22 protein-coding genes are annotated in these 23175 nt (G+C 70.6%); 12 read left to right on the top strand and 10 right to left on the bottom strand.

Translation table 11 applies throughout. The features are described from left to right. Window positions 1-6: 6 nt before the first annotated feature. Window positions 7-1275, top strand: a complete 1269-nt coding sequence (locus QTI33_RS30745; protein ID WP_286510360.1) for a DUF1501 domain-containing protein — start codon at window positions 7-9, stop codon at window positions 1273-1275. A 2-nt stretch (window positions 1276-1277) separates the two neighbouring features. Here QTI33_RS30745 and QTI33_RS30740 read toward each other — a convergent pair whose 3' ends face one another. Together QTI33_RS30740 and QTI33_RS30735 are read right to left on the bottom strand one after the other, a co-directional pair. Beyond that, window positions 1278-3455, bottom strand: a complete 2178-nt coding sequence (locus tag QTI33_RS30740) for a malate synthase G (protein WP_286510359.1) — start codon at window positions 3453-3455, stop codon at window positions 1278-1280. A 168-nt stretch (window positions 3456-3623) separates the two neighbouring features. Then, complete coding sequence (locus QTI33_RS30735) at window positions 3624-4364, bottom strand: IclR family transcriptional regulator (RefSeq protein ID WP_286510358.1); 741 nt, start codon at window positions 4362-4364, stop codon at window positions 3624-3626. Between the two features lie 108 nt (window positions 4365-4472). Between QTI33_RS30735 and QTI33_RS30730 the strand changes: the two genes are divergently transcribed. After that, window positions 4473-5405 carry a hydroxymethylglutaryl-CoA lyase gene (locus QTI33_RS30730; protein WP_286510357.1) on the top strand — a complete coding sequence of 311 codons (933 nt, stop codon included), beginning with the start codon at window positions 4473-4475 and terminating at the stop codon, window positions 5403-5405. After that, window positions 5398-6591, top strand: coding sequence for a CaiB/BaiF CoA transferase family protein (locus QTI33_RS30725; RefSeq protein ID WP_286510356.1), 1194 nt, complete (start codon window positions 5398-5400; stop codon window positions 6589-6591). The genes QTI33_RS30730 and QTI33_RS30725 overlap by 8 nt, the downstream gene beginning before the upstream one ends. A gap of 3 nt (window positions 6592-6594) precedes the next feature. On the opposite strand, the gene QTI33_RS30720 is transcribed toward QTI33_RS30725, so the two are convergent. The 4 genes from QTI33_RS30720 to QTI33_RS30705 are packed head-to-tail and all read right to left on the bottom strand — an operon-like array spanning window position 6595 to window position 11382. Then, the gene (locus tag QTI33_RS30720) at window positions 6595-8001 is read right to left on the bottom strand and encodes an efflux transporter outer membrane subunit (RefSeq protein WP_286510355.1); all 1407 of its coding nucleotides are present in this window, start codon (window positions 7999-8001) and stop codon (window positions 6595-6597) included. Next, window positions 7998-9131: an HlyD family secretion protein gene (locus tag QTI33_RS30715; protein WP_286510354.1), complete on the bottom strand. Its 1134-nt coding sequence runs from the start codon at window positions 9129-9131 to the stop codon at window positions 7998-8000. Before QTI33_RS30715 ends, QTI33_RS30720 begins: the two co-directional genes overlap by 4 nt. Before the next feature lie 14 nt (window positions 9132-9145). Continuing rightward, window positions 9146-10768, bottom strand: a complete 1623-nt coding sequence (locus QTI33_RS30710) for an MFS transporter (RefSeq protein ID WP_286510353.1) — start codon at window positions 10766-10768, stop codon at window positions 9146-9148. Beyond that, window positions 10765-11382 (bottom strand): TetR/AcrR family transcriptional regulator, encoded by a 618-nt coding sequence (locus QTI33_RS30705; RefSeq protein ID WP_286510352.1) that lies wholly within the window; start codon window positions 11380-11382, stop codon window positions 10765-10767. Before QTI33_RS30705 ends, QTI33_RS30710 begins: the two co-directional genes overlap by 4 nt. A gap of 92 nt (window positions 11383-11474) precedes the next feature. On the opposite strand from QTI33_RS30705, the gene QTI33_RS30700 reads away from it, so the two are divergent. Next, a complete protein-coding gene (locus QTI33_RS30700) occupies window positions 11475-12437 on the top strand; it encodes a LysR family transcriptional regulator (protein ID WP_286510351.1) in 963 nt (320 codons plus the stop codon). Further along, window positions 12434-12886 carry a DUF2214 family protein gene (locus tag QTI33_RS30695; protein ID WP_286510350.1) on the top strand — a complete coding sequence of 151 codons (453 nt, stop codon included), beginning with the start codon at window positions 12434-12436 and terminating at the stop codon, window positions 12884-12886. Before QTI33_RS30700 ends, QTI33_RS30695 begins: the two co-directional genes overlap by 4 nt. Before the next feature lie 111 nt (window positions 12887-12997). On the opposite strand, the gene QTI33_RS30690 is transcribed toward QTI33_RS30695, so the two are convergent. Next, window positions 12998-13255, bottom strand: a complete 258-nt coding sequence (locus QTI33_RS30690; RefSeq protein WP_286510349.1) for a hypothetical protein — start codon at window positions 13253-13255, stop codon at window positions 12998-13000. Between the two features lie 130 nt (window positions 13256-13385). Here QTI33_RS30690 and argS point away from each other — a divergent pair, with 130 nt between their 5' ends. The 7 genes from argS to QTI33_RS30655 all read left to right on the top strand — a co-directional run bounded on the left by argS (window position 13386) and on the right by QTI33_RS30655 (window position 21319). Next, the gene (gene argS, locus QTI33_RS30685; RefSeq protein WP_286510348.1) at window positions 13386-15059 is read left to right on the top strand and encodes an arginine--tRNA ligase; all 1674 of its coding nucleotides are present in this window, start codon (window positions 13386-13388) and stop codon (window positions 15057-15059) included. A 14-nt stretch (window positions 15060-15073) separates the two neighbouring features. After that, window positions 15074-15775 (top strand): SPOR domain-containing protein, encoded by a 702-nt coding sequence (locus QTI33_RS30680; RefSeq protein WP_286510347.1) that lies wholly within the window; start codon window positions 15074-15076, stop codon window positions 15773-15775. An 81-nt stretch (window positions 15776-15856) separates the two neighbouring features. Continuing rightward, entirely contained in the window at window positions 15857-16504 is a 648-nt protein-coding gene (locus tag QTI33_RS30675; protein WP_286510346.1) for a thiol:disulfide interchange protein DsbA/DsbL, read from the top strand. 124 nt (window positions 16505-16628) lie between these two features. Next, on the top strand, window positions 16629-17318 hold the full coding sequence (gene lptA, locus QTI33_RS30670; protein WP_286510345.1) for a lipopolysaccharide transport periplasmic protein LptA: 690 nt from the start codon (window positions 16629-16631) through the stop codon (window positions 17316-17318). Between the two features lie 14 nt (window positions 17319-17332). Then, the gene (gene lptB, locus QTI33_RS30665; protein ID WP_286510344.1) at window positions 17333-18109 is read left to right on the top strand and encodes an LPS export ABC transporter ATP-binding protein; all 777 of its coding nucleotides are present in this window, start codon (window positions 17333-17335) and stop codon (window positions 18107-18109) included. A gap of 13 nt (window positions 18110-18122) precedes the next feature. Further along, window positions 18123-19718, top strand: a complete 1596-nt coding sequence (locus QTI33_RS30660; protein WP_286510343.1) for an RNA polymerase factor sigma-54 — start codon at window positions 18123-18125, stop codon at window positions 19716-19718. A gap of 2 nt (window positions 19719-19720) precedes the next feature. Then, window positions 19721-21319 (top strand): phospholipase D family protein, encoded by a 1599-nt coding sequence (locus QTI33_RS30655; protein ID WP_286510342.1) that lies wholly within the window; start codon window positions 19721-19723, stop codon window positions 21317-21319. Window positions 21320-21328: 9 nt separating this feature from the next. Here QTI33_RS30655 and QTI33_RS30650 read toward each other — a convergent pair whose 3' ends face one another. From QTI33_RS30650 to QTI33_RS30640, 3 genes are read right to left on the bottom strand one after another with little or no spacing between them, the layout of a single operon-like run. Further along, window positions 21329-21946: a YceI family protein gene (locus QTI33_RS30650; protein ID WP_286510341.1), complete on the bottom strand. Its 618-nt coding sequence runs from the start codon at window positions 21944-21946 to the stop codon at window positions 21329-21331. A 38-nt stretch (window positions 21947-21984) separates the two neighbouring features. Continuing rightward, window positions 21985-22569 carry a YceI family protein gene (locus QTI33_RS30645; protein WP_286510340.1) on the bottom strand — a complete coding sequence of 195 codons (585 nt, stop codon included), beginning with the start codon at window positions 22567-22569 and terminating at the stop codon, window positions 21985-21987. After that, the gene (locus QTI33_RS30640; RefSeq protein ID WP_286510339.1) at window positions 22566-23168 is read right to left on the bottom strand and encodes a cytochrome b; all 603 of its coding nucleotides are present in this window, start codon (window positions 23166-23168) and stop codon (window positions 22566-22568) included. Before QTI33_RS30640 ends, QTI33_RS30645 begins: the two co-directional genes overlap by 4 nt. Between the last annotated feature and the right edge of the window lie 7 nt (window positions 23169-23175).

Raw genomic sequence — 23175 nt, 5'->3', positions numbered from 1 at the left:
GCCGCCATGCTGCGTCGCGACCTGCTGCAACTCGCCGTCCAGGGCGGCGCCGTCCTGCTTCCCTTCGGTCCTTCGGCGTGGGCCGCGGTGGGCGACGGCCGGGCCGCCGCGCCGCCGCGGCTGGTGGTGATCTTCCTGCGCGGCGCGGTCGACGGCCTGAGCGTCGTCGTGCCCCATGCCGACGGCGCCTACCACGCCGCCCGCCCGTCGATCGCCCTGGCGCGTCCGGGCGACGATGGCGGCGTGCTCGACCTCGATGGCCGCTTCGGCCTGCATCCCGCGCTGGCGCCCCTGATGCCGCTGTGGCAGGCCGGCCAGCTCGGCTTCGTGCAGGCCTGCGGCTCACCCGATGCGACGCGCTCGCATTTCGATGCCCAGGACTACATGGAATCCGGCACGCCGGGGCGCAAGTCGACCGCCGACGGCTGGCTCAACCGGCTGCTGGGTGTGCTGCCAGCCGACCCGGCCGGCGCCGCGCCCGCCACCCGGGCCGTCAGCATGGGCCCGGTGCTGCCGCGCATCTACGCCGGGCGCAACAGCGTCGCCAACGTCCCGCTGGGCGCCGCCGCCGGCCAGCCGAACTTGCTCGACCGGCCGCAGGTGGCCGAGGCCTTCGGCCGGCTCTACGGCGGCGACGATGCCTTGTCGCGTGCCTTCCAGGCGTCGCGCCGATCGCACCAGGAGGTGATGCGCTCGATGAATGCCGACAGCCTGGAGCGCGAGATGCAGGCCGCCAGCAATGGCGCGCCCTTGCCCAACGGCTTCCCCGGCAACGCGGCCCGGCTCGCGACCCTGATGCGCAACGATGCGCGCGTGCAGCTGGCCTTCATGGACCTGGGCGGCTGGGACACCCATGCCAACCAGGGCGGGGCCAGCGGCCAGCTGGCCAACCGGCTCGGGCCGCTGGGGCAGGGCCTCGCGGCCTTCGCGACCCGGCTGGGCCCGGTGTGGGAGGACACGGTGGTGGTCGTGATGTCCGAGTTCGGCCGGACGGTGCGCCAGAACGGCAACGGCGGCACCGACCACGGCCACGGCAACGTGATGTGGCTGCTCGGTGGCCAGGTGGCCGGCGGCCGCGTGCACGGACGCTGGCCCGGCCTGGACGACGGCGCGCTGCACGAGGGCCGCGACCTCGCGGTGACCACCGATTTCCGCCAGGTGCTGGCGGAAATCGGCGAGCGGCACCTGCGCCTTCCGGACGCGCGGATGGCCGAGCTCTTGCCCGGCTTCGCCTTCAGGGCGCCGGGCGTGGCCCGGGGCCTGATGCGCGCCTGAACTCAGGCCGTGCCGGCCTTCACCTTGAGGCGCCACGCATGCAGCAGCGGCTCGGTGTACCCGCTCGGCTGCTCGATGCCCTTGAACACCAGGTCCTGTGCCGCCTGGTAGGCCGCCGAGGTCTTGAAGTTGCCCGCCATGTTCTTGTAGAGCGGGTCGCCCGCGTTCTGCTGGTCGACCACCGCGGCCATGCGCTGGAAGGTGGCGTCGACCTGCTCTTTCGTCACCACGCCGTGCAGCAGCCAGTTGGCGATGTGCTGGCTGGAGATGCGAAGGGTGGCGCGGTCTTCCATCAGGCCGACGTCGTGGATGTCGGGCACCTTGGAGCAGCCCACGCCCTGGTCGATCCAGCGCACCACGTAGCCCAGGATGCCCTGCACGTTGTTGTCGAGCTCCTGCTGGCGCTCGGCGTCGGTCCAGTTCACCGACGGCGCGACGGGCACCTTCAGCAGGTCGTTCAGGATATTGTCGCGCTCGGCATTGGCGTCGATCTGCTCCAGCTGCTTCTGCACCTCGGCCACGCTGACCTGGTGGTAGTGCAGCGCATGCAGCGTGGCGGCCGTGGGCGAGGGCACCCAGGCGGTGTTGGCGCCGGCCTTCGGGTGGGCGATCTTCTGCTCGAGCATCGCGTGCATCAGGTCGGGCATGGCCCACATGCCCTTGCCGATCTGCGCCTTGCCGCGCAGGCCGCACGACAGGCCGACCAGCACGTTGTTCTTCTCGTAGGCCTGGATCCAGGGCGTGGCCTTGATGTCGCCCTTGCGCAGCATAGGTCCGGCCTGCATCGCGGTGTGCATCTCGTCGCCGGTGCGGTCGAGGAAGCCGGTGTTGATGAAGGCCACGCGGGCGGCGGCTTCGGCGATGCAGGCCTTGAGGTTGACGCTGGTGCGGCGCTCCTCGTCCATGATGCCGAGCTTGACCGTGTTGGCCGGCAGGCCGAGCAGCTGCTCGACGCTGCCGAACAGCGCATTGGCGAAGGCCACTTCGGCCGGGCCGTGCATCTTCGGCTTGACGATGTAGACGCTGCCGGTGCGCGAATTGCCCTTGCGCTTCAGGTCGACGGTGGCGATGGTCGTGGTGATGACCGCGTCCATGATGCCTTCGGGGATCTCCTTGCCGCCGGCGTACAGGATCGCCGGGTTGGTCATCAGGTGGCCGACATTGCGCACGAACATCAGCGAGCGGCCGTGCAGCTTCACCGGCTGGCCGTCGGCGCCGGTGTATTCGCGGTCCGGGTTCAGGCCGCGGGTGAAGGTCTTGCCGCCCTTGGCGACTTCCTCGGTCAGGTCGCCCTTGAGGATGCCGAGCCAGTTCGAATAGGCCAGCACCTTGTCGGCCGCATCGACCACCGCCACCGAATCTTCGAGGTCGAGGATGGTCGACAGCGCCGCTTCGAGCACCACGTCGCTGACGCCGGCCGCGTCGCTCTGGCCGATGGCGGTCGAGCGGTCGATCTGGATGTCGAGGTGGATGCCGTTGTGCTTCAGCAGCACCGACTTCGGCGCCGCCGCGTCACCCGTGTAGCCGATGAACTGCGACGGGTCCTTGAGGCCGGTGCTGCTGCTTTGCAGCGCGATCACCAGCTTGCCGCCTTCGACCTTGTAGCCGGTCGCCATCTTGTGCGAGCCGTTGTCCAGCGGCGCGGCCTGGTCGAGCACCTGGCGCGCGAATTCGATCACCTTGGCGCCGCGCGCCGGGTTGTAGCCCTTGCCCTTTTCGGCGCCGCCGGTCTCGGGGATCGCGTCGGTGCCGTAGAGCGCGTCGTAGAGCGAACCCCAGCGCGCGTTGGCCGCGTTCAGCGCATAGCGCGCGTTCAGGATCGGCACCACCAGCTGCGGGCCGGCCTGCAGCGCCAGCTCGGCGTCGACGTTGGCGGTGGTGGTCTGCACGTCCGTCGGCTGCGGCAGCAGGTAGCCGATCGATTCGAGGAAGGCGCGGTAGGCCGGCATGTCGGCGATCGGGCCCGGGTGGGCCTTGTGCCAGGCATCCATCTCGGCCTGCAGCCGGTCGCGCTCGGCCAGCAGGGCCAGGTTCTTCGGCGCGAATTCGCTCACGATGGCGTCGAAGCCCTTCCAGAAGACCTCGCTGGCGACACCGGTGGCCGGCAGCACCTGCTGCTCGATGAACTGGTGCAGTTCGGTGGCGACCTGGAGGCCGTGGACGGTGGTGCGGGCGGTCATGGTGCTGTACTCCTTGGATAGATGCTTGCCAGCACTGTATTCGATACATGTCTGGCGAGTAATAGCCGAAAACGGTTTTTATCCGTGACTAAAAAGAAGGTAATCGATGCGGGGCATCCTGCACCGCCAGGGTACGCGCCTCGCCCCGGGAAGTCTTCGCTGCAAGCTTCAGACCTGGGCGTCGAGCCGGCGCGCGGCGGCGCGCACGGGCTCGATGTAGGCCGCGTCGTAGCGGTGGGCGGGCATGGTCAGCGTGACCGCCGCGGCCAGCCGGCCGTCGGCGTGGAACACCGGCGCCGAGATGCCCGCCAGTTCGGCGGTGCGGTCACCGACCAGGGCGCAGAAACCCTGGCCGCGGATGGTGTCGTAGAACTGGCGCGCCGCCGCATCGTGCGGTCGCTCGGCCTCGGGCCCGAAGGCGATCAGGATCCGGGCGCCGGCGCCGCGGTCGGCCGGCAGCAGGTCGCCGGCGCGCACATGGTCGCGCACCACGTGCGGCGAGTCGACCCGGTAGAGGCACAGCCGGGCCCAGCCCGCGCCCTGCGGCTGGCGCACGTGGTAGGCGGCGCTCTCGCCGGTGGCGGCCACCAACTCGTGCAGCACCGGGGGCACGATGCCGTCGAGCGAGAACGAGGCGGCATACAGTGCGTGCAGGCGGGCGATCTCGATCCCGAGGGCATAGCGGCCGTCGGCCAGCCGACGGATCAGGCGCGCATGCTCGAGCGAGGCCAGCAGCCGCAGCACCGTGCTCTTGTAGAGCTGCGTACGCTGGGCGAACTGGGCCAAGGTGAGCCCGTCGTCGCCGGGGCCGAAGGCCGAGAGCAGGCTCAGCGCCCGGTCGACCGCGGCGGCGCCGCCGGGCGCGGCATCGCGGTCGGACAGCGATTCGGTCTGGGCTTTGCGGGGCATGGGCGTGGCTTGACAGGGGGCGGGATTGCCGGTTTAATTCTGACAAACAGAATATAGTTCTGTAAGATAGAACTGTCAAGCCATCAACCGGAAGGAGACGCCCCCCCGATGCCCGCCCCCCACGTGCTCATCAGCGAGGTCGGCCCGCGCGACGGCCTGCAATCGATCAAGGCCACGATGCCGACCGCCGACAAGCTGCGCTGGATCGACGCCCTCCATGCCGCCGGCCTGCGCGAGATCGAGGTGGCCTCGTTCGTGCCGGCCCGCCTGCTGCCGCAGATGGCCGACGCCGCCGAAGTGGTGCGGCACGCGATCACCCTGCCCGGCCTCACCGTGATGGCGCTGGTGCCCAATCGCCGCGGCGCCGAAGCCGCGCTCGCCGCCGGCGTCCACAAGCTCACCATGCCGGTGTCGGCCAGCGCCGCCCATTCGCTGGCCAACGTGCGCAAGACGCGCGAGGAGATGGTCGAGGAGGTCCGGGCCATCGCGGCGCTGCGGCGCGAGATGGCACCGCAGGTCCGGCTCGAGGCCGGCATCTCGACCGCCTTCGGCTGCACGCTGCAGGGCGAGGTACCCGAGGACGAAGTGATCCGGCTGGCGGTGCAATGCGTCGCCGCGGGTGCGGACGAATCGGGCCTGTCGGACACCGTCGGCTATGCCAATCCCGCACAGGTGCGCCGCCTGTTCAGGCGACTGCGCGCAGAACTCGGCGACAAGGCGGGCGCGGCCCACATGCACAACACGCGCGGACTCGGCCTGGCCAACTGCCTGGCCGCCTACGAAGAGGGCGTGCGCACCTTCGACGCATCGCTGGGCGGCCTCGGCGGCTGTCCCTACGCGCCGGGGGCCTCGGGCAACGTCGTCACCGAAGACCTGGTCTTCATGTTCGAAGCCATGGGCGTGCGAACCGGCATCGACCTCGCCCGACTCATCGCGGCCCGCGCGCCGCTCGTCGCCGGCCTGCCGGGCGAACCGGTCTACGGCATGACGCCCGAGGCCGGCCTGCCCAAGGGCTTCACGCAAGGAAAGTCCCATGTCTGAATCCAAGCCCCCGCTGCCCTACGCCGGCATCCGCGTCGTCGAGTTCACCCACATGGTGATGGGCCCCACCTGCGGCCTGCTGCTGGGCGACCTCGGGGCCGAGGTCATCAAGGTCGAGCCGATCGACGGCGACAACACCCGCCGCCTGCTCGGCTCGGGCGCGGGCTTCTTCCCGACCTTCAACCGCAACAAGAAGAGCATCGCGCTCGACCTCAAGAAGCCCGCGGGCGTCGAGGCCGCGCTGCGCCTGATCGCCACCGCCGACATCGTGAGCGAGAACTTCAAGCCCGGCACGATGAAGAAGCTCGGCCTCGACCACGACAGCCTGAAGAAGCTGAACCCGCGGCTGATCTACGTCAGCCACAAGGGCTTCCTGCCCGGCCCCTACGACCACCGCACGGCGCTCGACGAAGTGGTGCAGATGATGGGCGGCCTGGCCTACATGACCGGCCGCGCCGGCGACCCGCTGCGCGCCGGCACCAGCGTCAACGACATCATGGGCGGCCTGTTCGGTGCCATCGGCGCAATGGCCGCGCTGCGCCAGCGCGAGCAGACCGGCGAAGGCTGCGAGGTGCAGTCGGCGCTCTTCGAGAACAACATCTTCCTGGTCGCCCAGCACATGATGCAGTTCGCCGCCACCGGCCGCGCCGCCGACCCGATGCCCAGCCGCATCTCGGCCTGGGGCGTGTACGACGTCTTCACCGTCAAGGACGGCGAGCAGATCTTCCTGGCGGCGGTCAGCGACAAGCAGTGGGGCATCTTCTGCAAGGCCTTCGGGCTCGAGGAGCTGCTGGCGGATCCGCGCCTGGTGACCAACAACGACCGCGTGCTGGCGCGCGACTGGATGATGCCGATCCTGCGTTCGCACCTGGCCGGCCGCAGCGCGGCCGAGCTCAGCGCCGTGTTCGAGCAGAACGAACTGCCTTTCGCGCCGATCACCCGGCCGCAGGAGTTGTTCGACGATCCGCACCTCAATGCCACCGGCGGCCTGGCGCCGATCCGCATGAACGACGGCAGCCAGTCGAAGGTGCCGCTGATGCCGTTCACGATCGGCGGCGAACGCCCGGGCGTGCGGCTGCAGCCGCCGCTGCTGGGCGAGCACACGGACGAACTGCTCGGCGAGGTCGGCTACGGTGCGGCCCAGATCGCGCAGCTCAAGGCCAGCGGCGCGGCCGCCGGCGGCTGAGCATCAGCCCGCCTCGGGCTGCCAGCCGCCCCCCAGCGCGCGGTACAGCCCGACCTGCGCCGCCAGCCGGTCGGCCCGCAGCTGCAGCTCGGCCTGCTGGGCGCTGAACAGGTTGCGCTGGGCGTCGAGCTCGTCGAGGTAGGACGCGTAGCCTTCGCGATAGCGGTTGGTCGCCACCCGCACCGCCTCCTGCAGCGCCACCCGCTGCGCCTCGGCCTCCTGCCCCTGGCGGCCGAGGTCGCCGACCGCGGCGAGCTGGTCCTCGACCTCCGAGAAGGCGGTCAGCACCGCCTTCTCGTAGCCCGCGAGCGCCTGGTCGCGGCGGGCGTCCGAGGCCCGCACCTGGGCCTGCAGCCGGCCGCCGTCGAAGATCGGCGCCAGCACGCTGCCGCCCAGGCTCCAGAGCTTGAACGGGTCGCCGCTGAGGGCGGTCGAGCTGATGCTGCCGAGCGTGGCGCCCAGGTGCAGCGAAGGCAGCAGCTGCGCCCGCGCGGCGGCCAGCTGGGCATCGGTGGCGGCCAATTGGGCCTCGGCGCTCGCCAGGTCGGGCCGGCGGCGCAGCAGCTCCGACGGCAGCCCGGTGCCGGGCAGCGCGGACATTTCGAGTTCGACCAGCGGCAGGCCGCGCGGCACCGGCGCCGGCGCCGCGCCGGTCAGCAGGTTCAGCACATGCTCCTGGCGCACGATCGCCAGTTCGAGCTGCGGGATCGCCTGCGCCGTGGCGCGGTATTCGGCCTCGCTCTGCGCGGTTTCGAGCTCCGAGCTGTAGCCGCGCTGCTGGCGCGAACGGGCCAGCGCCAGCGCCGACTGCCGCGCCGCCAGCGTCTGCCGGGCGACGTCCAGGCGGGCGTCGAGCGCGCGCAGGTTGATGTAGCTGGCGGCCGTGGTGGCGGCGACGCTCAGCGCGGCGCTGTCGCGCGTGTCCTGGCTGGACCGCAGCTGCGCGTCGGCCGCCTGGCCCAGCGAAGCCACGCGGCCCCACAGGTCGACCTCGTAGGCGGCCTGGAACTGGGGCTGCAGCACGTTCGCGACATAGGGCTTGCCGGTCGCCGCGCTGATGCTGCGGCTGCGCTGGCCGCCGAGGCCGAAGTCCAGCGTCGGCCAGGCGGCGGCGTGTTGGACGTCGGCCAGAGCGCGCGCTTCGGCCACCCGCGCGGCCGAAGCGCGCAGGTCGGTGTTGTGCGCCAGCGCCTGCTGCACCAGGCCGTCGAGCACCGGGTCGCCGAAGGCACTCCACCAGCCGGACTGGACCGGCGCGCCGTGGGGCGCGGCGGCGCCCTGCCAGGCGGCGGGCACGGGGGCGGCGAGCGTCGCGGCGGTCGGCACGCTGCTGCAGGCCGACAACCACAGGGCCGCGCCGAGCGCGGCCGCCAGCGCGGTGACGCCACGCCGCAGGCCGGCCGGCTTCACGACGGGTCTCCTTCGGCCGGGGCGGCGGCCCCGGCGTCGCGGCGCGAGCGCGTGTCGACGCTGACCACCACCGACATCCCCGGGCGCAGCCGCTGGGCCAGCGGCTGCCCCGGATCGACCGCGATGCGCACCGACAGGCGCTGCGGGATCTTGGTGAAGTTGCCGGTCGCGTTGTCCTGCTTGATGACGCTGAACTCCGAGCCGGTCGCCGGCGACAGGCGCTCGACCCGGCCTTCGAGTTCGGCGTCGGCCAGCGCATCGACGTGGAAGTGCGCGCGCTGCCCCGGCGCCATGAGGGCGGTCTGGGCCTCCTTGAAGTTGGCGACCACCCAGACCTGCTGGGGCACCACGGCCATCAGCTGGGTGCCGGGCGTGACGTACTGGCCCAACTTGACGCCGACCTCGCCCAGGTGGCCGTCGCGCGGGGCCCGGATCTCGGTGTTTTCCAGATCGATCTCGGCCAGCCGCACCGCGGCGCGCGCCGACTCGACCGCGGCCTCGACCGCGTCGCGGTTGACCACCACGGTGTGCAGGTCCTGCGTCGCCACGGCCTGGCCGGCCCGTGCCTGGCTGGCGCCGGCCTCGGCCTGCTTCACCGTGGCTTCGGCCTGGTGCAGCGCGGCCTCGGTCTGGTCGCGCTCGCGCTGCGACAGCGAGCCGTCCTTGGCCAGCGGCGTGGCCCGGCGCATGTCGGCCTGCGCGCGCGACAGCTGGGCGCGGGCGTTGCCGAGCTGGGCGTCGGCGCTGGCGATCTGGGCCTGCGTGCTGCCGATGGCGGCCTCGCGCGAACGCCGCGCCTGCGCCGTGTTGGCGAGGTTGGCCTCCTGGACCGCGAGGCTGCTGCGCGCCTGGTCGAGCTTCTGGCGATAGATGCGGTCGTCCAGCCGTACCAGCGGCTGGCCGGCCTTCACGGCCATGTAGTCCTGCACCATCACTTCGGCGACATAGCCGTCGACCTTGGGCGCGACGATCGTCACCATGCCGCGGACGAAGGCGTTCTCGGTGCTCTGGGTGCCGTCGCGGAAGGGAGGCAGGCGCCAGGCGTGCAGCACCATCGCGAGGCAGGCGAGCGTGGCCGCCAGGACGATCCAGGTGCCGCGGGAGCGAAGGGCTTTGGGGAGGGAGGACATGTTGAATCCGACGATCAGGAAGAAGTGGAGACGAGCGGGCTGGGCGCGGCGCGCCGCGCGCGGTGCCAGCGGTGGGTGTGGGTGCCCGCGAAGACCAGGAAGCCCAGGGTCGAGACCGCGGCGATCAGGTGGAAGAGGTCGTTGTAGGCCAGCACCCATGACTGCTGCGTCACCTGCTGGCCCAGCAGGGCGAGCGCCTGCGCGGCGCGCGCCGTGCCGTCGTTGAGGCTGGACGCATAGGCGCCGCCGAGTTGCGCGAGGCGCTGCACCACCAGCGGGTCGGCCAGCTGCAGGCCGTCGACCAGGTGGGCGTAGTGCAGCCGCTGGCGTTCGGCCAGCAGGGTGGTCAGCCAGGCCTGGCCGATCAGGCTGGCCAGCGCCTGGCCGCCGCTGAAGACGGCGATGAAGCTGATCAGGTTCTTGAGCCCGCCGGCGATCACGTGCAGGAAGCCTTCGAGCATCGCGGACGCCAGGAACATCGCGCTCGCCGCCGCCAGCAGCGTCTGCGACAGGTAGAGCTCGTGCGGGCGGGTCAGCACGGTCGACTGCCCGTCCATCCAGGCCGCGGCCATGATCAGCACCAGCGCCAGGGTGCCGAGGCGGCCGAACTTGCGCGACGGCAGCACCGGCAGCACGGCCAGGAAGCCGGCCACGGTGCCGGCCGTGACGAACACGAACAGCAGGTGCATCTGGTCGTTGGTGAAGCCGAGCTGGTTCATGAGCCCGACCGCGCCCACCGTCTGCTCCGACAGCACGATGCGAAACAGCAGCGTCGCGCCGATGAAGCGCAGCATGAAGGGGCTGGCCAGCCAGCGCAGGTCGATCAGCGGCTTGTCGCGCTGAAGCTCGACCATGACGTAGAGCCCGAGCAGCACGATGGCGGCCGCCAGGCAGAGGCCGATCCACGGCGTGTCGGTCCACCAGTGCAGCCGGCCCTGGGTCAGGACCACGCTGACCAGCGCCAGCGCGCTGGCGTAGAGCGTGAAGGCCAGGCCGTCGCCGCGCGCGAACATCTGCTGCGTCGGCATCGGCCGCAGCCGCACCACGTTGATCGCGGCGACCGAGACCAGGGCCAGCCCGGCATCGACGAAGTGCAGGCCGTGCCACTGGCCGTTCTGCAGCAGGTCGCCCGAGATGATGCGCGACAGCGGCATGCCGATCTGCAGCGCGGCGAAGCCCAGCATGAAGCCGGTCAGCGCCCGCGCTGGTGGAAAGGCCTGCGCCATGTAGAGCACCGTGAGGCTGCTGATCGGCGCCGCCGCCACGCCCAGCGCCGCGCGCACGAAGACCGCCGAGGCCAGGTGCTGGGTGAACAGGTGGGCCAGCGAGAGCAGCAGGAAGACGCCGATCGCGATGTCGGCGAACCAGCGCAGGCCGTACTGATAGCGGACCTTGGTCAGCAGCAGCGAGGCCGAGATGTTGGTGGCGAAGTAGGCCGTGGTGAGCCAGCTGGCTTCGGCCGCCGTGGCGCCGAGCGAGCCCTGGATGCCGGTCAGGTTCGAATTGACCAGGTTCACGCCCAGGCCCTGGGTCAGGCCCAGCAGCAGCGACACCGAGGCGAACACCAGGCCCTGGCGCAGGTCGTAGGGCTCCGGCGGCGGTGCTGGGGCGGCAGGCGCGGCAGCGGCGTCGCTCACGGCCGCGGCTCCCGGGCCTGCCAGCCGGCCAGCGGCAGCACGGCGCCATCGACGAAGCGCGCGATCGAGGCCCGCGAGACCTTCTGGTTGCGCGTGTTGTAGCGGTAGAGAACCATCGCCGGCACCAGGTCGAGCAGCAGGTCCATGTCGGCCGGCGGGGCGATCTCGCCGCGCGCCACGGCCCGCTCGAACAGCGCCCGCACCTTGGCGCGGCGCGCCGTCAGGCGCTCGGGCGCGACCTTCTCGGTCCAGGCCAGGTGCTGGCGCACGTTGCCCAGCATCTCCTGCATGGCGGCCTGCATCACGTGGTTGCCGATGCCGTAGTAGTGCTCGTAGAGCTTGATCAGGTCGCCGCGCAGGCTGCCGGTGTCGACCTCGACGTCGATCGGCGAGTGCAGGGTCAGCGCATCGGCCAGCAGCTCGTCCTTGGACTTCCAGCGCCGGTAGAGCGAGGCCTTGCCCGCGCCTGCGCGCTGGGCCACCGCCTCCATCGTGACCGCGGCGATGCCGCCTTCGCCGAGCAGTTCCATCGCGGCCCGCAGGACGTTGGCGTCGAGCGCGGCGTCGCGCGGGCGGCCGACGGTCGGCGTGGCGGGTTGGGCGGTGGGCGACATGGTATTTATGGAACGATTTAGTTTCGAAACGATAGTGTATCGAAAATCAGAAAATCCTGCAGCGCGCCGCCCGCTCGTGATAATCGCCGGCGATGGACCGCCTGAAGCAACTCGAATCCTTCGTCGCGATCGCCGCCCGCGGCAGCCTCACGGCGGCGGCCAAGGCCGAGGGCGTGGCGCCGGCGATCGTCGGCCGGCGCATCGATGCCCTCGAGGAACGGCTGGGCGTCAAGCTGCTGCTGCGCACCACCCGCCGGATCGCGCTCACCCACGAGGGCAGCGCCTTCCTGGAGGACTGCCAGCGGCTGCTGGTCGAGCTGGCGAACGCCGAGGCCAGCGTCAGCGCCGGCGGCGTCAAGGCCAGCGGCCACCTGCGCGTCACCGCGCCGGCCGGCTTCGGCCGCCGCCACGTGGCGCCGCTGGTGCCGCGCTTCCACGACCTGCATCCCGAGGTCACGATCTCGCTCAACCTCAGCGACCGGCTGGTCGACATGGCGGGCGAGAGCTTCGATTGCGCGGTCCGGGTCGGCGACCTGCCCGACTCGTCGCTGGTCAGCCTGCGGCTGGCCGACAACCGGCGGCGCTGCGTCGCCACGCCCGATTTCGTGCGCCGCCACGGGGCCCCGCAGCACCCGGGGGAGCTGGCGCGCTTCGCCTGCCTGAGCCTGTCGAGCGACGCCTCGCAGACCCGCGGCTGGGCCTTCCGGGTGCCGGCGGCCGGCGGCGAGCATGAAGTGATCTACCTGAAGCCGACCGGCCCGCTCGACTGCTCCGATGGCCAGGTGCTGCACGACTGGTGCCTGGCCGGCCATGGCATCGCCTGGCGCAGCACCTGGGAGGTCGAGGCCGAGATCGACGCCGGCCTGCTGGTGCCGCTGCTGGACGCCTTCGCGGCACCGCCCAACGGCATCTACGCCGTGTTCCCGCAGCGCAAGCACCTGCCGCTGCGGGTGCGGCTGTGGCTGGACTTCCTGAAGGCCCAGTACGCCCGGCCGGAGTTCTGGGGCGGCACAATCGCGGCGCCGTCGACCCACAAGAAGGAATCCCCCCGATGACCCTCGAAGCCATCCTTGCTTACCTGCACCTGCTGGCCATCCTCACGATGGTGGTCTTCATCGCCAGCGAGGCCGCGCTGTGCCGCGTCGAGTGGCTCAACGCCGCGGTGGTCGAGCGCCTGGCCAAGGTCGACCGGGTCTACGGCATCGCCGCGCTGGCGGTGATCGCCACCGGCGTGGCGCGCACCTGGTGGGGCATGAAGGGCACGGCCTGGTACTGGACCAACCCGCTGCTGCACCTGAAGCTCACGCTGTTCGTGGTCGTGGGCCTGATCTCGATCTTTCCGACGATGCGCTACCTGCGCTGGCGCCAGGCGCTGCGCGCCACCGGCGCCCTGCCGGCCGAGGCCGAGGTCCGCAAGACCCGCAAGCTGGTGATGATCCAGGCCCACATCATCGCGGTCATTCCGCTGCTGGCGGTGTTCCTGGCGCGCGGCTTCGGCAAGTAGCGGAGCGCATCAGGCCAGGGATACCGCGGAACCGGCTTTGCCGGGCCGCTGGTATCGCCCCCGGCAGGGGGTGCGCCCTGACACGAAGTGCAGGGCAACCTGGGGGCGAGCTTAGGCTCCCGCCTCGCACTTCTTCATGAAGCTGGTCTTGGCGGCACCGGCCAGGGCCTTGCCGTTCTTGTCGATCGCCTTCGCGGCGCACGCCGGCGCGGCGGCGGCCGAGGCGTCCTTCTCGCACTTCTTGACGAAGCTGGTCTTGGCCGCGCCGCTCAGCTTCTTGTCGGCCGCCTGGGTGTCGCAGGGGGAGGCGTGGGCGACGCCGAAGGACAGGGAGGCGCCCAGAGCCAGCAGGGAAAGGAGCTTTTTCATGATGTAGGAGTCCTTGGGTTTGGGTTGAGACGGTGTTCCCCGCCCCGGGGCTGTTCATCCTAACGGCCGAAGTTCACTCTTGGATGACGTTCGTTACGGGCGTGCCTTTTGCCCCCGGTAAAATTCGCAGATGCTATTGGTCAAACAGGAGCTGCTCGCGGCGCTCGCGAACACGCTCGAATCCCTCTCGCCCGGCGCCGGCAGCAAAGCCGCGTTCGAGTCGCCCAAGGTGGCGGCCCATGGCGATTTCGCCAGCACCGCCGCCATGCAACTGGCCAAGCCGCTGCAGCGCAAGCCGCGCGAGCTGGCCGAACAGCTGGCGGCCGCGCTGCAGGCCACGCCCGCCTTCGCCCAATGGGTCGAAGCGGTCGAGATCGCCGGGCCCGGCTTCCTCAACATCCGTCTCAAGACCGCGGCCCGCCAGCAGGTGGTGCGCGAGATCCTCCAGGCCGGCGCCGCCTTCGGCAGCCAGCCGGCGCGCGAGGACCGGGTGCTGGTCGAGTTCGTCTCGGCCAACCCGACCGGCCCGCTGCACGTCGGCCACGGCCGCCAGGCGGCGCTGGGCGACGCCATCTGCAATCTGCTCGCGACCCAGGGCGACAAGGTCTGGCGCGAGTTCTACTACAACGACGCCGGCGTGCAGATCCAGACGCTGGCCACCAGCACCCAGCTGCGTGCCAAGGGTTTCAAGCCGGGCGACCCCGAGTGGCCCGAGCAGGCCTACAACGGCGAGTACATCACCGACATCGCGGCCGACTTCAAGGCGAAGAAGACCGTCCGCTCGGACGACCGCGAATACACCGCCAGCGGCGACGTCGAGGACCTCGACTCGATCCGCCAGTTCGCGGTGGCGTACCTGCGCCACGAGCAGGACCTGGACCTCAAGGCTTTCCAGGTGAAGTTCGACAACTACTACCTCGAATCCAGCCTGTACACCAGCGGCCGGGTCGCGGCCACGGTGCAGAAGCTGATCGACGCCGGCAAGACCTACGAGCAGGACGGCGCGCTGTGGCTCAAGTCGACCGACTACGGCGACGACAAGGACCGCGTCATGCGCAAGGGCGACGGCAGCTACACCTACTTCGTGCCCGACGTGGCCTATCACATCGCCAAGTGGGAGCGCGGCTTCCACCAGGTGGTCAACATCCAGGGCACCGACCACCACGGCACCATCGCGCGGGTGCGCGCCGGCCTGCAGGCGGCCGGCGTCGGCATTCCGGCCGGCTACCCCGACTACGTGCTGCACACCATGGTGCGGGTGGTGCGCGGCGGCGAAGAGGTCAAGATCAGCAAGCGCGCCGGCAGCTACGTCACCTTGCGCGACCTGATCGAATGGACCAGCACGGACGCCGTGCGCTTCTTCCTGCTGAGCCGCAAGCCCGACACCGAATACACCTTCGACATCGACCTGGCGCTGGCGCAGAACAACGACAACCCGGTGTACTACGTGCAGTACGCCCACGCGCGCATCTGCTCGGTGCTGGCGGCCTGGGGCGGCGATCCGGCGAGCCTCGAAGGCGCCGACCTGTCGCCGCTCGAAAGCCCGGCCTCGCAGGCGCTGCTGCTGCAACTGGCCAAGTACCCGGCCATGCTGACCGCGGCGGCGAAGGACTTCGCGCCTCACGACGTCACCTTCTACCTGCGCGAGCTGGCGGCCAGCTACCACAGCTACTACGACGCCGAGCGGATCCTGGTCGACGACGAGCCGGTCAAGCGGGCCCGCCTGGCGCTGGTCGCCGCGACCGCCCGGGTGCTGCACAATGGCCTCGCTGTGCTGGGCGTCAGTGCGCCGCAGAAGATGTGATTCCTCTCTCCACCATGAAACAAAGACAAAGCGGCAACATCGTCATCGGGTTGATCATCGGCCTGGTGCTCGGCCTGGGCATCGCGCTCGGCATCGCGGTCTACGTGACCAAGGTGCCGATCCCGTTCATGACCAAGACCCAGCGCGGTGGCGCCGAGCAGGACGAGGCCGAGGCGCGCAAGAACCGCGACTGGGACCCGAACGCGCCGCTGGCGGGCAAGGCCGGCGCGCCGGCCCGTGCCCCGGCGACCGCGGCCCCCGTTCCGGCCACCGCGCCGGCGACGGCCGCGAGCCCGCCCACCGGCCCGGTGCCGGTGGTGGTGGCCCCGGGCAGCGCCGCCACGCCGCGGCCGTCGCGGACCGCGCCGGTGCCGGCGGAAGCCAACGCGCTGCCGCCCTCGAACGACCCGATCGGCGACCTCGCCAAGGCGCGCAGCGGCGCGGGCAGCGGCGCTGCGGCGGCCGGCGCCGGCACCGATCCCTTCATGTACTTCGTCCAGGCGGGCGCCTTCCGGACCCAGGAAGACGCCGACGCCCAGCGCGCCAAGCTCTCGCTGATGGGCGTCGAGGCGCGCGTGACCGAACGCGAGCAGGCCGGCCGCACGGTCTACCGCGTGCGCGCGGGTCCGTTCAACAAGAAGGACGACGCCGACCATCTCAAGGAGCGCCTGGACAGCGGCGGCCTCGAATCCGCGCTCGTGCGCGTCCAGCGCTAGGCCTCACCCCTCTTTACTTCGAGCGCGCGGGGAACTCCACCCCGGTCTGCGGGCTCTTTCTGCCGACAGGAGAATTTCCAAATGCAACGTCGTGACTTTTCTTTGGCCGCTGTGTCGCTGGCCCTTCTTCCGCTGGCCAGCCCCTCGCATGCGCAGGGCCGCCCCTTCAAGGCCGGCACCGACTACATCGTGCTCGGCAAGCCGGCGCCGGTCGATGCGCCGGCCGGCAAGGTCGAGGTGATCGAGTTCTTCTCGTTCAACTGCCCGCACTGCGCGGCCTTCGAGCCGAAGGTCGAGCCCTGGATCAAGCAGCTGCCGCCGCACGTCGCGTTCCGGCGCGTCCCGGTGCCCTTCGTCGGCAACGACACCGACGCCAAGGCGCGCTTCTACTATGCGCTGGAGGCCATGGGCAAGGTCGACGAATTCGTGCCCAAGGTGTTCCAGGCGATCCACCAGCAGCGCCTCAACCTGACCGGCGACGCCGCGATCCTGGCCTGGGTCGAGAAGCAGCCGGGCCTGGATGCGAAGAAGTTCGCCGAGCTGTTCAAGTCCTTCTCGGTGGTCGGCAAGGCCAAGCGCGCCGCCCAGCTGACGACCGACTACCAGGTCGCCGGCGTGCCCGCCCTGGGCGTGGCCGGCCGCTGGTATGTCGACGGCGACACCGCCGGTTCGCTCGACCGCGCCCTGCAGGTCGTCGATTTCCTGGTCACCGAAGCCCGCAAGGGCTGAGCTCCGGGCGGTCCGGCCGCCGCGATCCCGTTCATGAAGCCCGCTTCCGCGGGCTTTTTCGTCCAGGCCGCGCGAGTCGGCGTCCCGTAGACGCTTACAATCGCAGAGCAAGTTTCGTGCCTCTATGACATTTCCCTTACGCTCTTCCCCCCGCCGTCGTCCCGTGCGCCTGCTGATGCTCGCGCTGGCGCTGGCCGGTTTCGCATCGCTGGCCCCGGCCGAGCAGGCCGACCGGAGCAAGCCGATGAACATCGAGGCCGACAACATGCGCTACGACGACCTCAAGCAGACCAGCGTGTTCACCGGCAACGTGGTGGTCAACAAGGGCACGATCCAGATCCGCGGCACCCGGATCGACGTCCGCCAGGACCCCGAGGGCTACCAGTACGGCGTCGTCACGGCCGAACCGGGCAAGCTGGCCTACTTCAAGCAGAAGCGCAACAGCGGCACCGACGAATGGATCGAGGGCGAGGGCGAGGTGATCGAATACGACAGCCGCGCCGACAACGTGAAGTTCATCCGCCGCGCCGTCATGCGCCGCCTGATCGGCGCCACGCCCAACGACGAGAGCAGCGGACCGCTGATCGTCTACGACCAGAGCAACGACACCTTCACGGTGAACGGTTCGTCGCTGCCGCCGAATGCCGGCGTCTCGACCCAGCCGAGCGGCCGGGTGAAGGCGATCCTGACGCCCAAGGCGGCCGCGGCGCCCGCAGCCCCCGGCGCCAAGCCGGCGGCGCCGGCCGCCAGCACGCCAGCGCCGGGCAACAGCCTGCGTTCCACCACCACGCTGGGCGGAGACTCCACCAAGTGATCGAAGCAGCCGGGATGAGTGCCAGCGACAGCCAGCCGGGCAGCCGGCTGGAAGCGCGCAGCCTGCAGAAGAGCTATGGCAGCCGCACGGTCGTCAAGGACGTGTCGCTGGCGGTGCAGAAGGGCGAAGTGGTCGGCCTGCTGGGGCCCAATGGCGCCGGCAAGACCACCTCGTTCTACATGATCGTCGGGCTGGTGCGCGCCGATGCCGGCGAGATCTGGATCGATGGCGAGCCGATCGCCCACATGCCGATCCATCGCCGCGCCCGCATGGGCCTGAGCTACCTGCCCCAGGAGGCCTCGATCTTCCGCAAGCTGTCGGTCGAGGAAAACGTCCGCGCGGTGCTCGAACTGCAGGCCGAGCCCGACGAAAACGGCCGGATGGTGCCGCTCGACAAGGCCCGCATCGAGGAGCGCCTGGGCGAACTGCTGGCCGACCTGCGGGTCGACCACCTGCGCGATTCGTCGGCGCTGTCGCTGTCCGGCGGCGAGCGCCGCCGGGTCGAGATCGCCCGCGCCCTGGCAACCCAGCCGCGCTTCATCCTGCTGGACGAACCCTTCGCCGGCATCGACCCGATCGCGGTGATCGAGATCCAGCGGATCATCAGCTTCCTGAAGGAGCGCGGCATCGGCGTGCTCATCACCGACCACAACGTGCGTGAGACGCTGGGCATCTGCGATCACGCCTTCATCATCAGCGACGGGCATGTGCTGGCACAAGGCACACCTTCGGAGATCGTCGACAACGCCGAGGTACGACGCGTGTACCTGGGCGAGCACTTCCGGATGTAGGAGCCCAATCTCGATGAAGCAGGGGCTTTCGCTTCGCGTCTCCCAGCACCTGGCGCTCACGCCGCAACTCCAGCAGTCGATCCGGCTGCTGCAGCTCTCCACGCTCGAGCTGAGCCAGGAGGTCGAGCAGATGCTCGACGACAACCCGTTCCTCGAACGCACGGCCGAGGAGGCGGCGCGCGAGGAATTCGGCCTCGAGACGGCCGATGCGCCGGTGCGCGACGAGGATCGACAGGCCGAGTTCAACGGGGACGGTGACGGCGACTTCACGCCCGGCGCTTCGGCGCCCGCCGCCGAGGTCGCGGTGGCCGCCACCGACGCCGAACCCGCCAGCCTGGACGCGACCGACGGCGAGCCCGACTGGGAGGGCGACGGCACGGTCGACATGGCGCCCGACGACAGCGAGTGGGGCAGCGATGCGCCCGCGCGCGCCAACAACCTGGGCGACGACGAGCGCACCGACGCCACCGAGCTGGCGCGCAGCCAGGAGTCGCTGCAGTCCTTCCTGCACCGCCAGGCGCTGGGCCTGCGCCTCGGCGAAACCGACCGCGCGGCGCTGCGCTTCCTGATCGAGTCGCTCAACGACGACGGCTACCTCGAGGATTCGCTGCCGGCGCTGGCCTCGGGCCTGGCCGGCGACGACAACGACCAGTTCGACGACCTGGTGCACCACTTCCAGGTCGCGCTCGGCCTGCTGCAGAGCCTGGAGCCGGTCGGTGTCGGCGCGCGCAACCTGGGCGAGTGCCTGACGATCCAGCTGCGCGCCCTGGCGCAGCCCGGCGAGGACGCCGACGAGGCGCAGGTGCGCGAGACCGCCATCGCGATCTGCAAGCAGCCGATGGAGCTGCTCGCGCGGCGCGACTTCAAGCGCCTGGCGACGCTCACGCGCAGCAACGAGGAAGAGGTCCGCGCCGCCCTGCAGCTGATCGCGCGGCTCGAGCCCAAGCCGGGGCGCCGCTTCGTCGACGTCGAGCGCAACGTGGTGATCCCCGACGTGATCGTCACCCGCGTCGGCAACGGCACCCACATCCGCTTCCGCGTCATGCTCAACCCCGAGGTGATGCCGCGGCTGCGGGTGCACGACATCTACGCCGGTGCGCTCAAGCAGCACAAGGGCGAAGGCAGCCAGGCGCTGTCGCAGCGGCTGCAGGAGGCGCGCTGGTTCATCAAGAACATCCAGCAGCGCTTCGACACCATCCTGCGGGTGTCGAACGCGATCGTCGAGCGGCAGAAGAGCTTCTTCGTCCACGGCGAGCTCGCGATGCGGCCGCTGGTGCTGCGCGAGATCGCCGACGAGCTCGGCCTGCACGAATCCACCATCAGCCGCGTGACCACCGCCAAGTACATGGCGACGCCCTACGGCACGGTCGAGCTCAAGTATTTCTTCGGCTCGGCGCTCGGCACCGAGACCGGCGGCAATGCGTCGAGCACCGCGGTGCGGGCGCTGATCAAGCAGTTCGTGAGCGCCGAAGACCTCAAGAAGCCGCTGTCGGACAGCCAGATCTCCGAGATGCTCAAGGAGCAGGGGATCGAATGCGCGCGCCGCACGGTGGCGAAGTACCGCGAGGCGCTGCGCATCGCGCCGGCCAATCTGCGCAAGGCCCTCTAGCGATGCCTGGCCTGCTGGCGCGCTGGTGGCGGCAGGTCGCGGCGCTGGCGGCCACGGCGCTGCTGGCCAGCGGCTGCGCGATGCTGCCGGCCGACTTCGAGCGCCAGCCCTCCAGCGCCATCGCGGCCTCCGCCGGGACCACGCTGGGCCGGATCGCCAAGGCCTCTTCGCCGGACCCCGACCTGAGCGGTTTCCGGCTCATGCCCGGCGGCGACTTCGCGCTCGACACCCGCCTGCAGCTGGCGCGCCGCGCCGAGCGCACGCTCGACGTCCAGTACTACCAGATCGAGAACGACGAGACCGGGCGCTACTTCCTGCGCGCCCTGCGCGACGCGGCGCTGCGCGGCGTGCGCGTGCGGCTGCTGATGGACGACCTCTACACCGCCGGCGAGGACGAGCTGCTGCTCGCGCTGGCCGCGACGCCGAACCTCGAGCTGCGCCTGTTCAACCCGTTTCCGGCCGGCCGCGGCAGCCTGCTGCAGCGCTTCTCCAGCTCGCTGTTCGACTTCGACCGCGTCAACCGACGGATGCACAACAAGCTCTTCATCGCCGACGGCGCGATGGCGGTGGCGGGCGGGCGCAACATCGGCAACCAGTACTTCACGCAGACCGCCGGCGCGAACTTCCTGGACATCGACACCTTCGTCGCCGGCGCCCTGGTGAAGCGCCTCGGCAGCCTGTTCGACCTGTTCTGGAACAGCCCCTACGTGCGGCCGATCGGGACCGTGGTCGGCTCCCCGCTGCCCCCGGCGCAACTGCAGCAGCGCTTCGAGCAGGCCACCGGCCCCGCCACGACGCCGGCGCCGCGGCCGCCGGCACCCAACGACGTGCTGGGCTACGCGCCGCTCGGGCCGGAGCTGAAGGACGGCGCCCGGCTCGACCTGATCTGGACCCTGGCCGAGGCCTATGCCGACGCGCCCGACCGGGTCGTCGGCAAGACCGCCTCGTACGGCGGCGTGCCGCTGCTCGATGTCGACAGCGTGCGCTACAACGTGATCGAGCAGATGCGCCGCTCGCGCGCCGAAGTCACGCTGGTGTCGCCCTACCTGATCCCGGGCAAGGCGGGCCTCGAGGTGATGCGGGAGGTGCGCGGGCGCGGAGTGCGCATCAGCGTGGTCACCAACTCGCTGGCGGCCACCGACGAGCCGGTGGTCCACACCGGCTACCGGCGCTACCGGCCCGACATGCTGCGGCTCGGCGTCGAGATTTACGAGCTGAGTTCGGCGCGCACCAAGCGCAGCGTGCGGCTCGGCCTGTTCGGCTCGCAGGTCGGCCGGCTGCACGCGAAGTCGGCGATCTTCGACCGCCGGGCGCTGTTCCTGGGTTCGATGAACTTCGACCCGCGCTCGGACACCCACAACACCGAGATCGGCCTCTTCATCGCCAGCCCCGAAATGGCGCAGCAGGTCCTGAAGCTGCTCGATGTGCTCAAGCAGCAGGGCGCCTACCGGGTGCGGTTCGCCGATGGCAGCGAACGGCTCGAATGGATCACGAGCGAAGACGGCGCCGACCAGGTGCTGAACGTCGAGCCCGACTCGACGCTCTGGGACCGCGTGATGCTCGAACTGCTGGCGCCGCTGGCGCCCGAGAGCCTGCTGTGAGCCGGGCGGCTACTGGACGTTCACGGCCTCGACCTGCACCAGCAGCCGGACCTTGTCCTCGAAGCCGAAGGCCAGTCCCCAGCTGATGCCCCACTGGCTGCGCTCGACCGTGGTCTCGAAGTCGCCGCCGCAGATCTGGCGATTGATCAGCGGGCTCAGGTAGCAGTTGAATCGGTTGGCCTTGAGCAGCACCGGGCGGGTCTGGCCCATCAGGGTCAGCGTGCCGGTGACCTGCGTGACCTTGTCGCCGCTGAAGTCGATCTGGCCGGCGACGAAGCGGGCGGTCGGAAACTCGGCGACGTTGAAGAAATCCTTGCTCATCAGGTGGCGGTTGAGCAGGTCGACGCCGGTGTTGATGGAGCTGATGTCCATCGTGATGTCGACGCGGCCGGTGCTGCCCGACGGGTCGATCCTGATGCTGCCGTCCTTGGTGCTGAAGCGGCCGCGGTTGGTGGTGGTGCCGTAGTGGCCCATCTCGTAGTTGACGAAGGTGTGGGTCGGGTCGACCACGTAGCTGGCGCCCTTGACCGGGCCGCCGGCCGGCTTGGCCGCCGCTTCGGGGGCTTGCTGGGCGCCGGCCAGGGCCGCCGCGGTCGTCAGCGCGGCGAGCGTGAGCAGTTTCTTCATGACGAGCTTTCGGATGAACGTGGAGACGGGTGGCGGGTTCACAGCGGACCGAGTCCCGCCAGCACCAGCTTGAAGCGGACCTGGACCTCGTCGGCCACCACCGAGGTGTCGGTCCATTCGCCGTCGCCGATCTTGTAGGCCAGGCGCTGGATCGTAAAGCTTCCGCTCGCGGTCGACTGGCCGGCCGACTGCGTGATCTCGACCGGCACCAGCGCCTCGCGGGTGCTGCCCTTGATCGTCAGCTTGCCCGCGATCTCGAAGCGGCCGCCGCCGAGCGCCTTGATCGCGCTGGAGCGGAACTCGGCTTTGGGGAAGTGCTGGCTGTCGAACCAGGGGGCCTTGGGCAGCTCGGCGTCGCTCTGCGGGATGCCCAGGCTGGCGCTGCCGACCTCGATCTGCAGCGCGACGCTGCCGCCTTCGGGCTTGCGCGGGTCGAAGGCCACCTGGGCATCGAACTTCTTGAACGCCCCCTCCACCGGCACGCCCATCTGCCGGGTCACGAAGACGATCTGGCTCTGGGCGGGCAGCAGCTTCGCGGCCGGGGCCGGTTCGGCGCCGGCGGCAGCGGCGGCCAGCAGCGCGCCCGCGCACAGCAGCCGGCGGCCCGGGAATGAAAAGGTCATGGGAAGCGATTCCGGCGTGGGAAGGGCGACATGCGGCCGAGCAGGCCGTCGCGGTCGATGAAATGATGCTTCAGCGCGGCGGCCGCGTGGAGTCCGGCCAGCGCGGCAAGGCCGAAGGCGCCGAGGCCGTGCAGCGGCTTCAGCACCGCTTCGGCGAAGTCCTTGTCGACCGGCACGAAGTCCGGCAGCGGCAGCACGCCGAGCCAGACGACCGGGACACCGAGTGCCGAGCTGTAGGCCCAGCCCAGCAGCGGCACGGCGAAGAACAGCAGGTAGAGCAGCGCGTGCAGCCCGCGGTGGGCGGCCAGCTGCCAGCCGGGCATGGCCGCGCGGATGGGCGCCGGCAGCGGCGGCGGCGGGTGCGACAGGCGCCACAGCAGGCGCAGCGCCGACAGCGCCAGGATCGTGATGCCGGCCCACTTGTGCCAGTTGTAGAGCTTCAGGCGCAACGGCGAGAAGGGCAGCCCGGTCATCGACAGGCCGACGCACAACGAGCTCAGGATCATCAGCGCCAGCAGCCAGTGCAGGGCGATCGCCACCGGCCCGTAGCGCGGGGCGTCGCGGGGTTCGGCCAGGGGGGACTGCAGCGCGCGGGGCATGGTCGCA

The organism is Variovorax davisae (assembly GCF_030316845.1).
GTDB lineage: Bacteria > Pseudomonadota > Gammaproteobacteria > Burkholderiales > Burkholderiaceae_C > Variovorax > Variovorax davisae.
Note: the sequence above shows the minus strand (reverse complement) of the source record. Positions and strands in the feature narration are given on the sequence as shown.

Bases quoted from the DNA above. Each gene is read 5' to 3' on its own strand.
- QTI33_RS30660 (WP_286510343.1), top strand. From the start codon at position 18,123: ATGAAGCAGGGGCTTTCGCTTCGCGTCTCCCAGCACCTGGCGCTCACG.
- QTI33_RS30715 (WP_286510354.1), bottom strand. From the start codon at position 9,131: ATGTCCTCCCTCCCCAAAGCCCTTCGCTCCCGCGGCACCTGGATCGTC.
- QTI33_RS30690 (WP_286510349.1), bottom strand. From the start codon at position 13,255: ATGAAAAAGCTCCTTTCCCTGCTGGCTCTGGGCGCCTCCCTGTCCTTC.
- QTI33_RS30675 (WP_286510346.1), top strand. From the start codon at position 15,857: ATGCAACGTCGTGACTTTTCTTTGGCCGCTGTGTCGCTGGCCCTTCTT.
- QTI33_RS30705 (WP_286510352.1), bottom strand. From the start codon at position 11,382: ATGTCGCCCACCGCCCAACCCGCCACGCCGACCGTCGGCCGCCCGCGC.
- QTI33_RS30745 (WP_286510360.1), top strand. From the start codon at position 7: ATGCTGCGTCGCGACCTGCTGCAACTCGCCGTCCAGGGCGGCGCCGTC.
- QTI33_RS30700 (WP_286510351.1), top strand. From the start codon at position 11,475: ATGGACCGCCTGAAGCAACTCGAATCCTTCGTCGCGATCGCCGCCCGC.
- QTI33_RS30655 (WP_286510342.1), top strand. From the start codon at position 19,721: ATGCCTGGCCTGCTGGCGCGCTGGTGGCGGCAGGTCGCGGCGCTGGCG.
- QTI33_RS30730 (WP_286510357.1), top strand. From the start codon at position 4,473: ATGCCCGCCCCCCACGTGCTCATCAGCGAGGTCGGCCCGCGCGACGGC.
- QTI33_RS30735 (WP_286510358.1), bottom strand. From the start codon at position 4,364: ATGCCCCGCAAAGCCCAGACCGAATCGCTGTCCGACCGCGATGCCGCG.
- lptB (WP_286510344.1), top strand. From the start codon at position 17,333: ATGAGTGCCAGCGACAGCCAGCCGGGCAGCCGGCTGGAAGCGCGCAGC.
- QTI33_RS30680 (WP_286510347.1), top strand. From the start codon at position 15,074: ATGAAACAAAGACAAAGCGGCAACATCGTCATCGGGTTGATCATCGGC.
- argS (WP_286510348.1), top strand. From the start codon at position 13,386: ATGCTATTGGTCAAACAGGAGCTGCTCGCGGCGCTCGCGAACACGCTC.
- QTI33_RS30645 (WP_286510340.1), bottom strand. From the start codon at position 22,569: ATGACCTTTTCATTCCCGGGCCGCCGGCTGCTGTGCGCGGGCGCGCTG.
- lptA (WP_286510345.1), top strand. From the start codon at position 16,629: ATGACATTTCCCTTACGCTCTTCCCCCCGCCGTCGTCCCGTGCGCCTG.
- QTI33_RS30695 (WP_286510350.1), top strand. From the start codon at position 12,434: ATGACCCTCGAAGCCATCCTTGCTTACCTGCACCTGCTGGCCATCCTC.
- QTI33_RS30740 (WP_286510359.1), bottom strand. From the start codon at position 3,455: ATGACCGCCCGCACCACCGTCCACGGCCTCCAGGTCGCCACCGAACTG.
- QTI33_RS30725 (WP_286510356.1), top strand. From the start codon at position 5,398: ATGTCTGAATCCAAGCCCCCGCTGCCCTACGCCGGCATCCGCGTCGTC.
- QTI33_RS30650 (WP_286510341.1), bottom strand. From the start codon at position 21,946: ATGAAGAAACTGCTCACGCTCGCCGCGCTGACGACCGCGGCGGCCCTG.
- QTI33_RS30640 (WP_286510339.1), bottom strand. From the start codon at position 23,168: ATGCCCCGCGCGCTGCAGTCCCCCCTGGCCGAACCCCGCGACGCCCCG.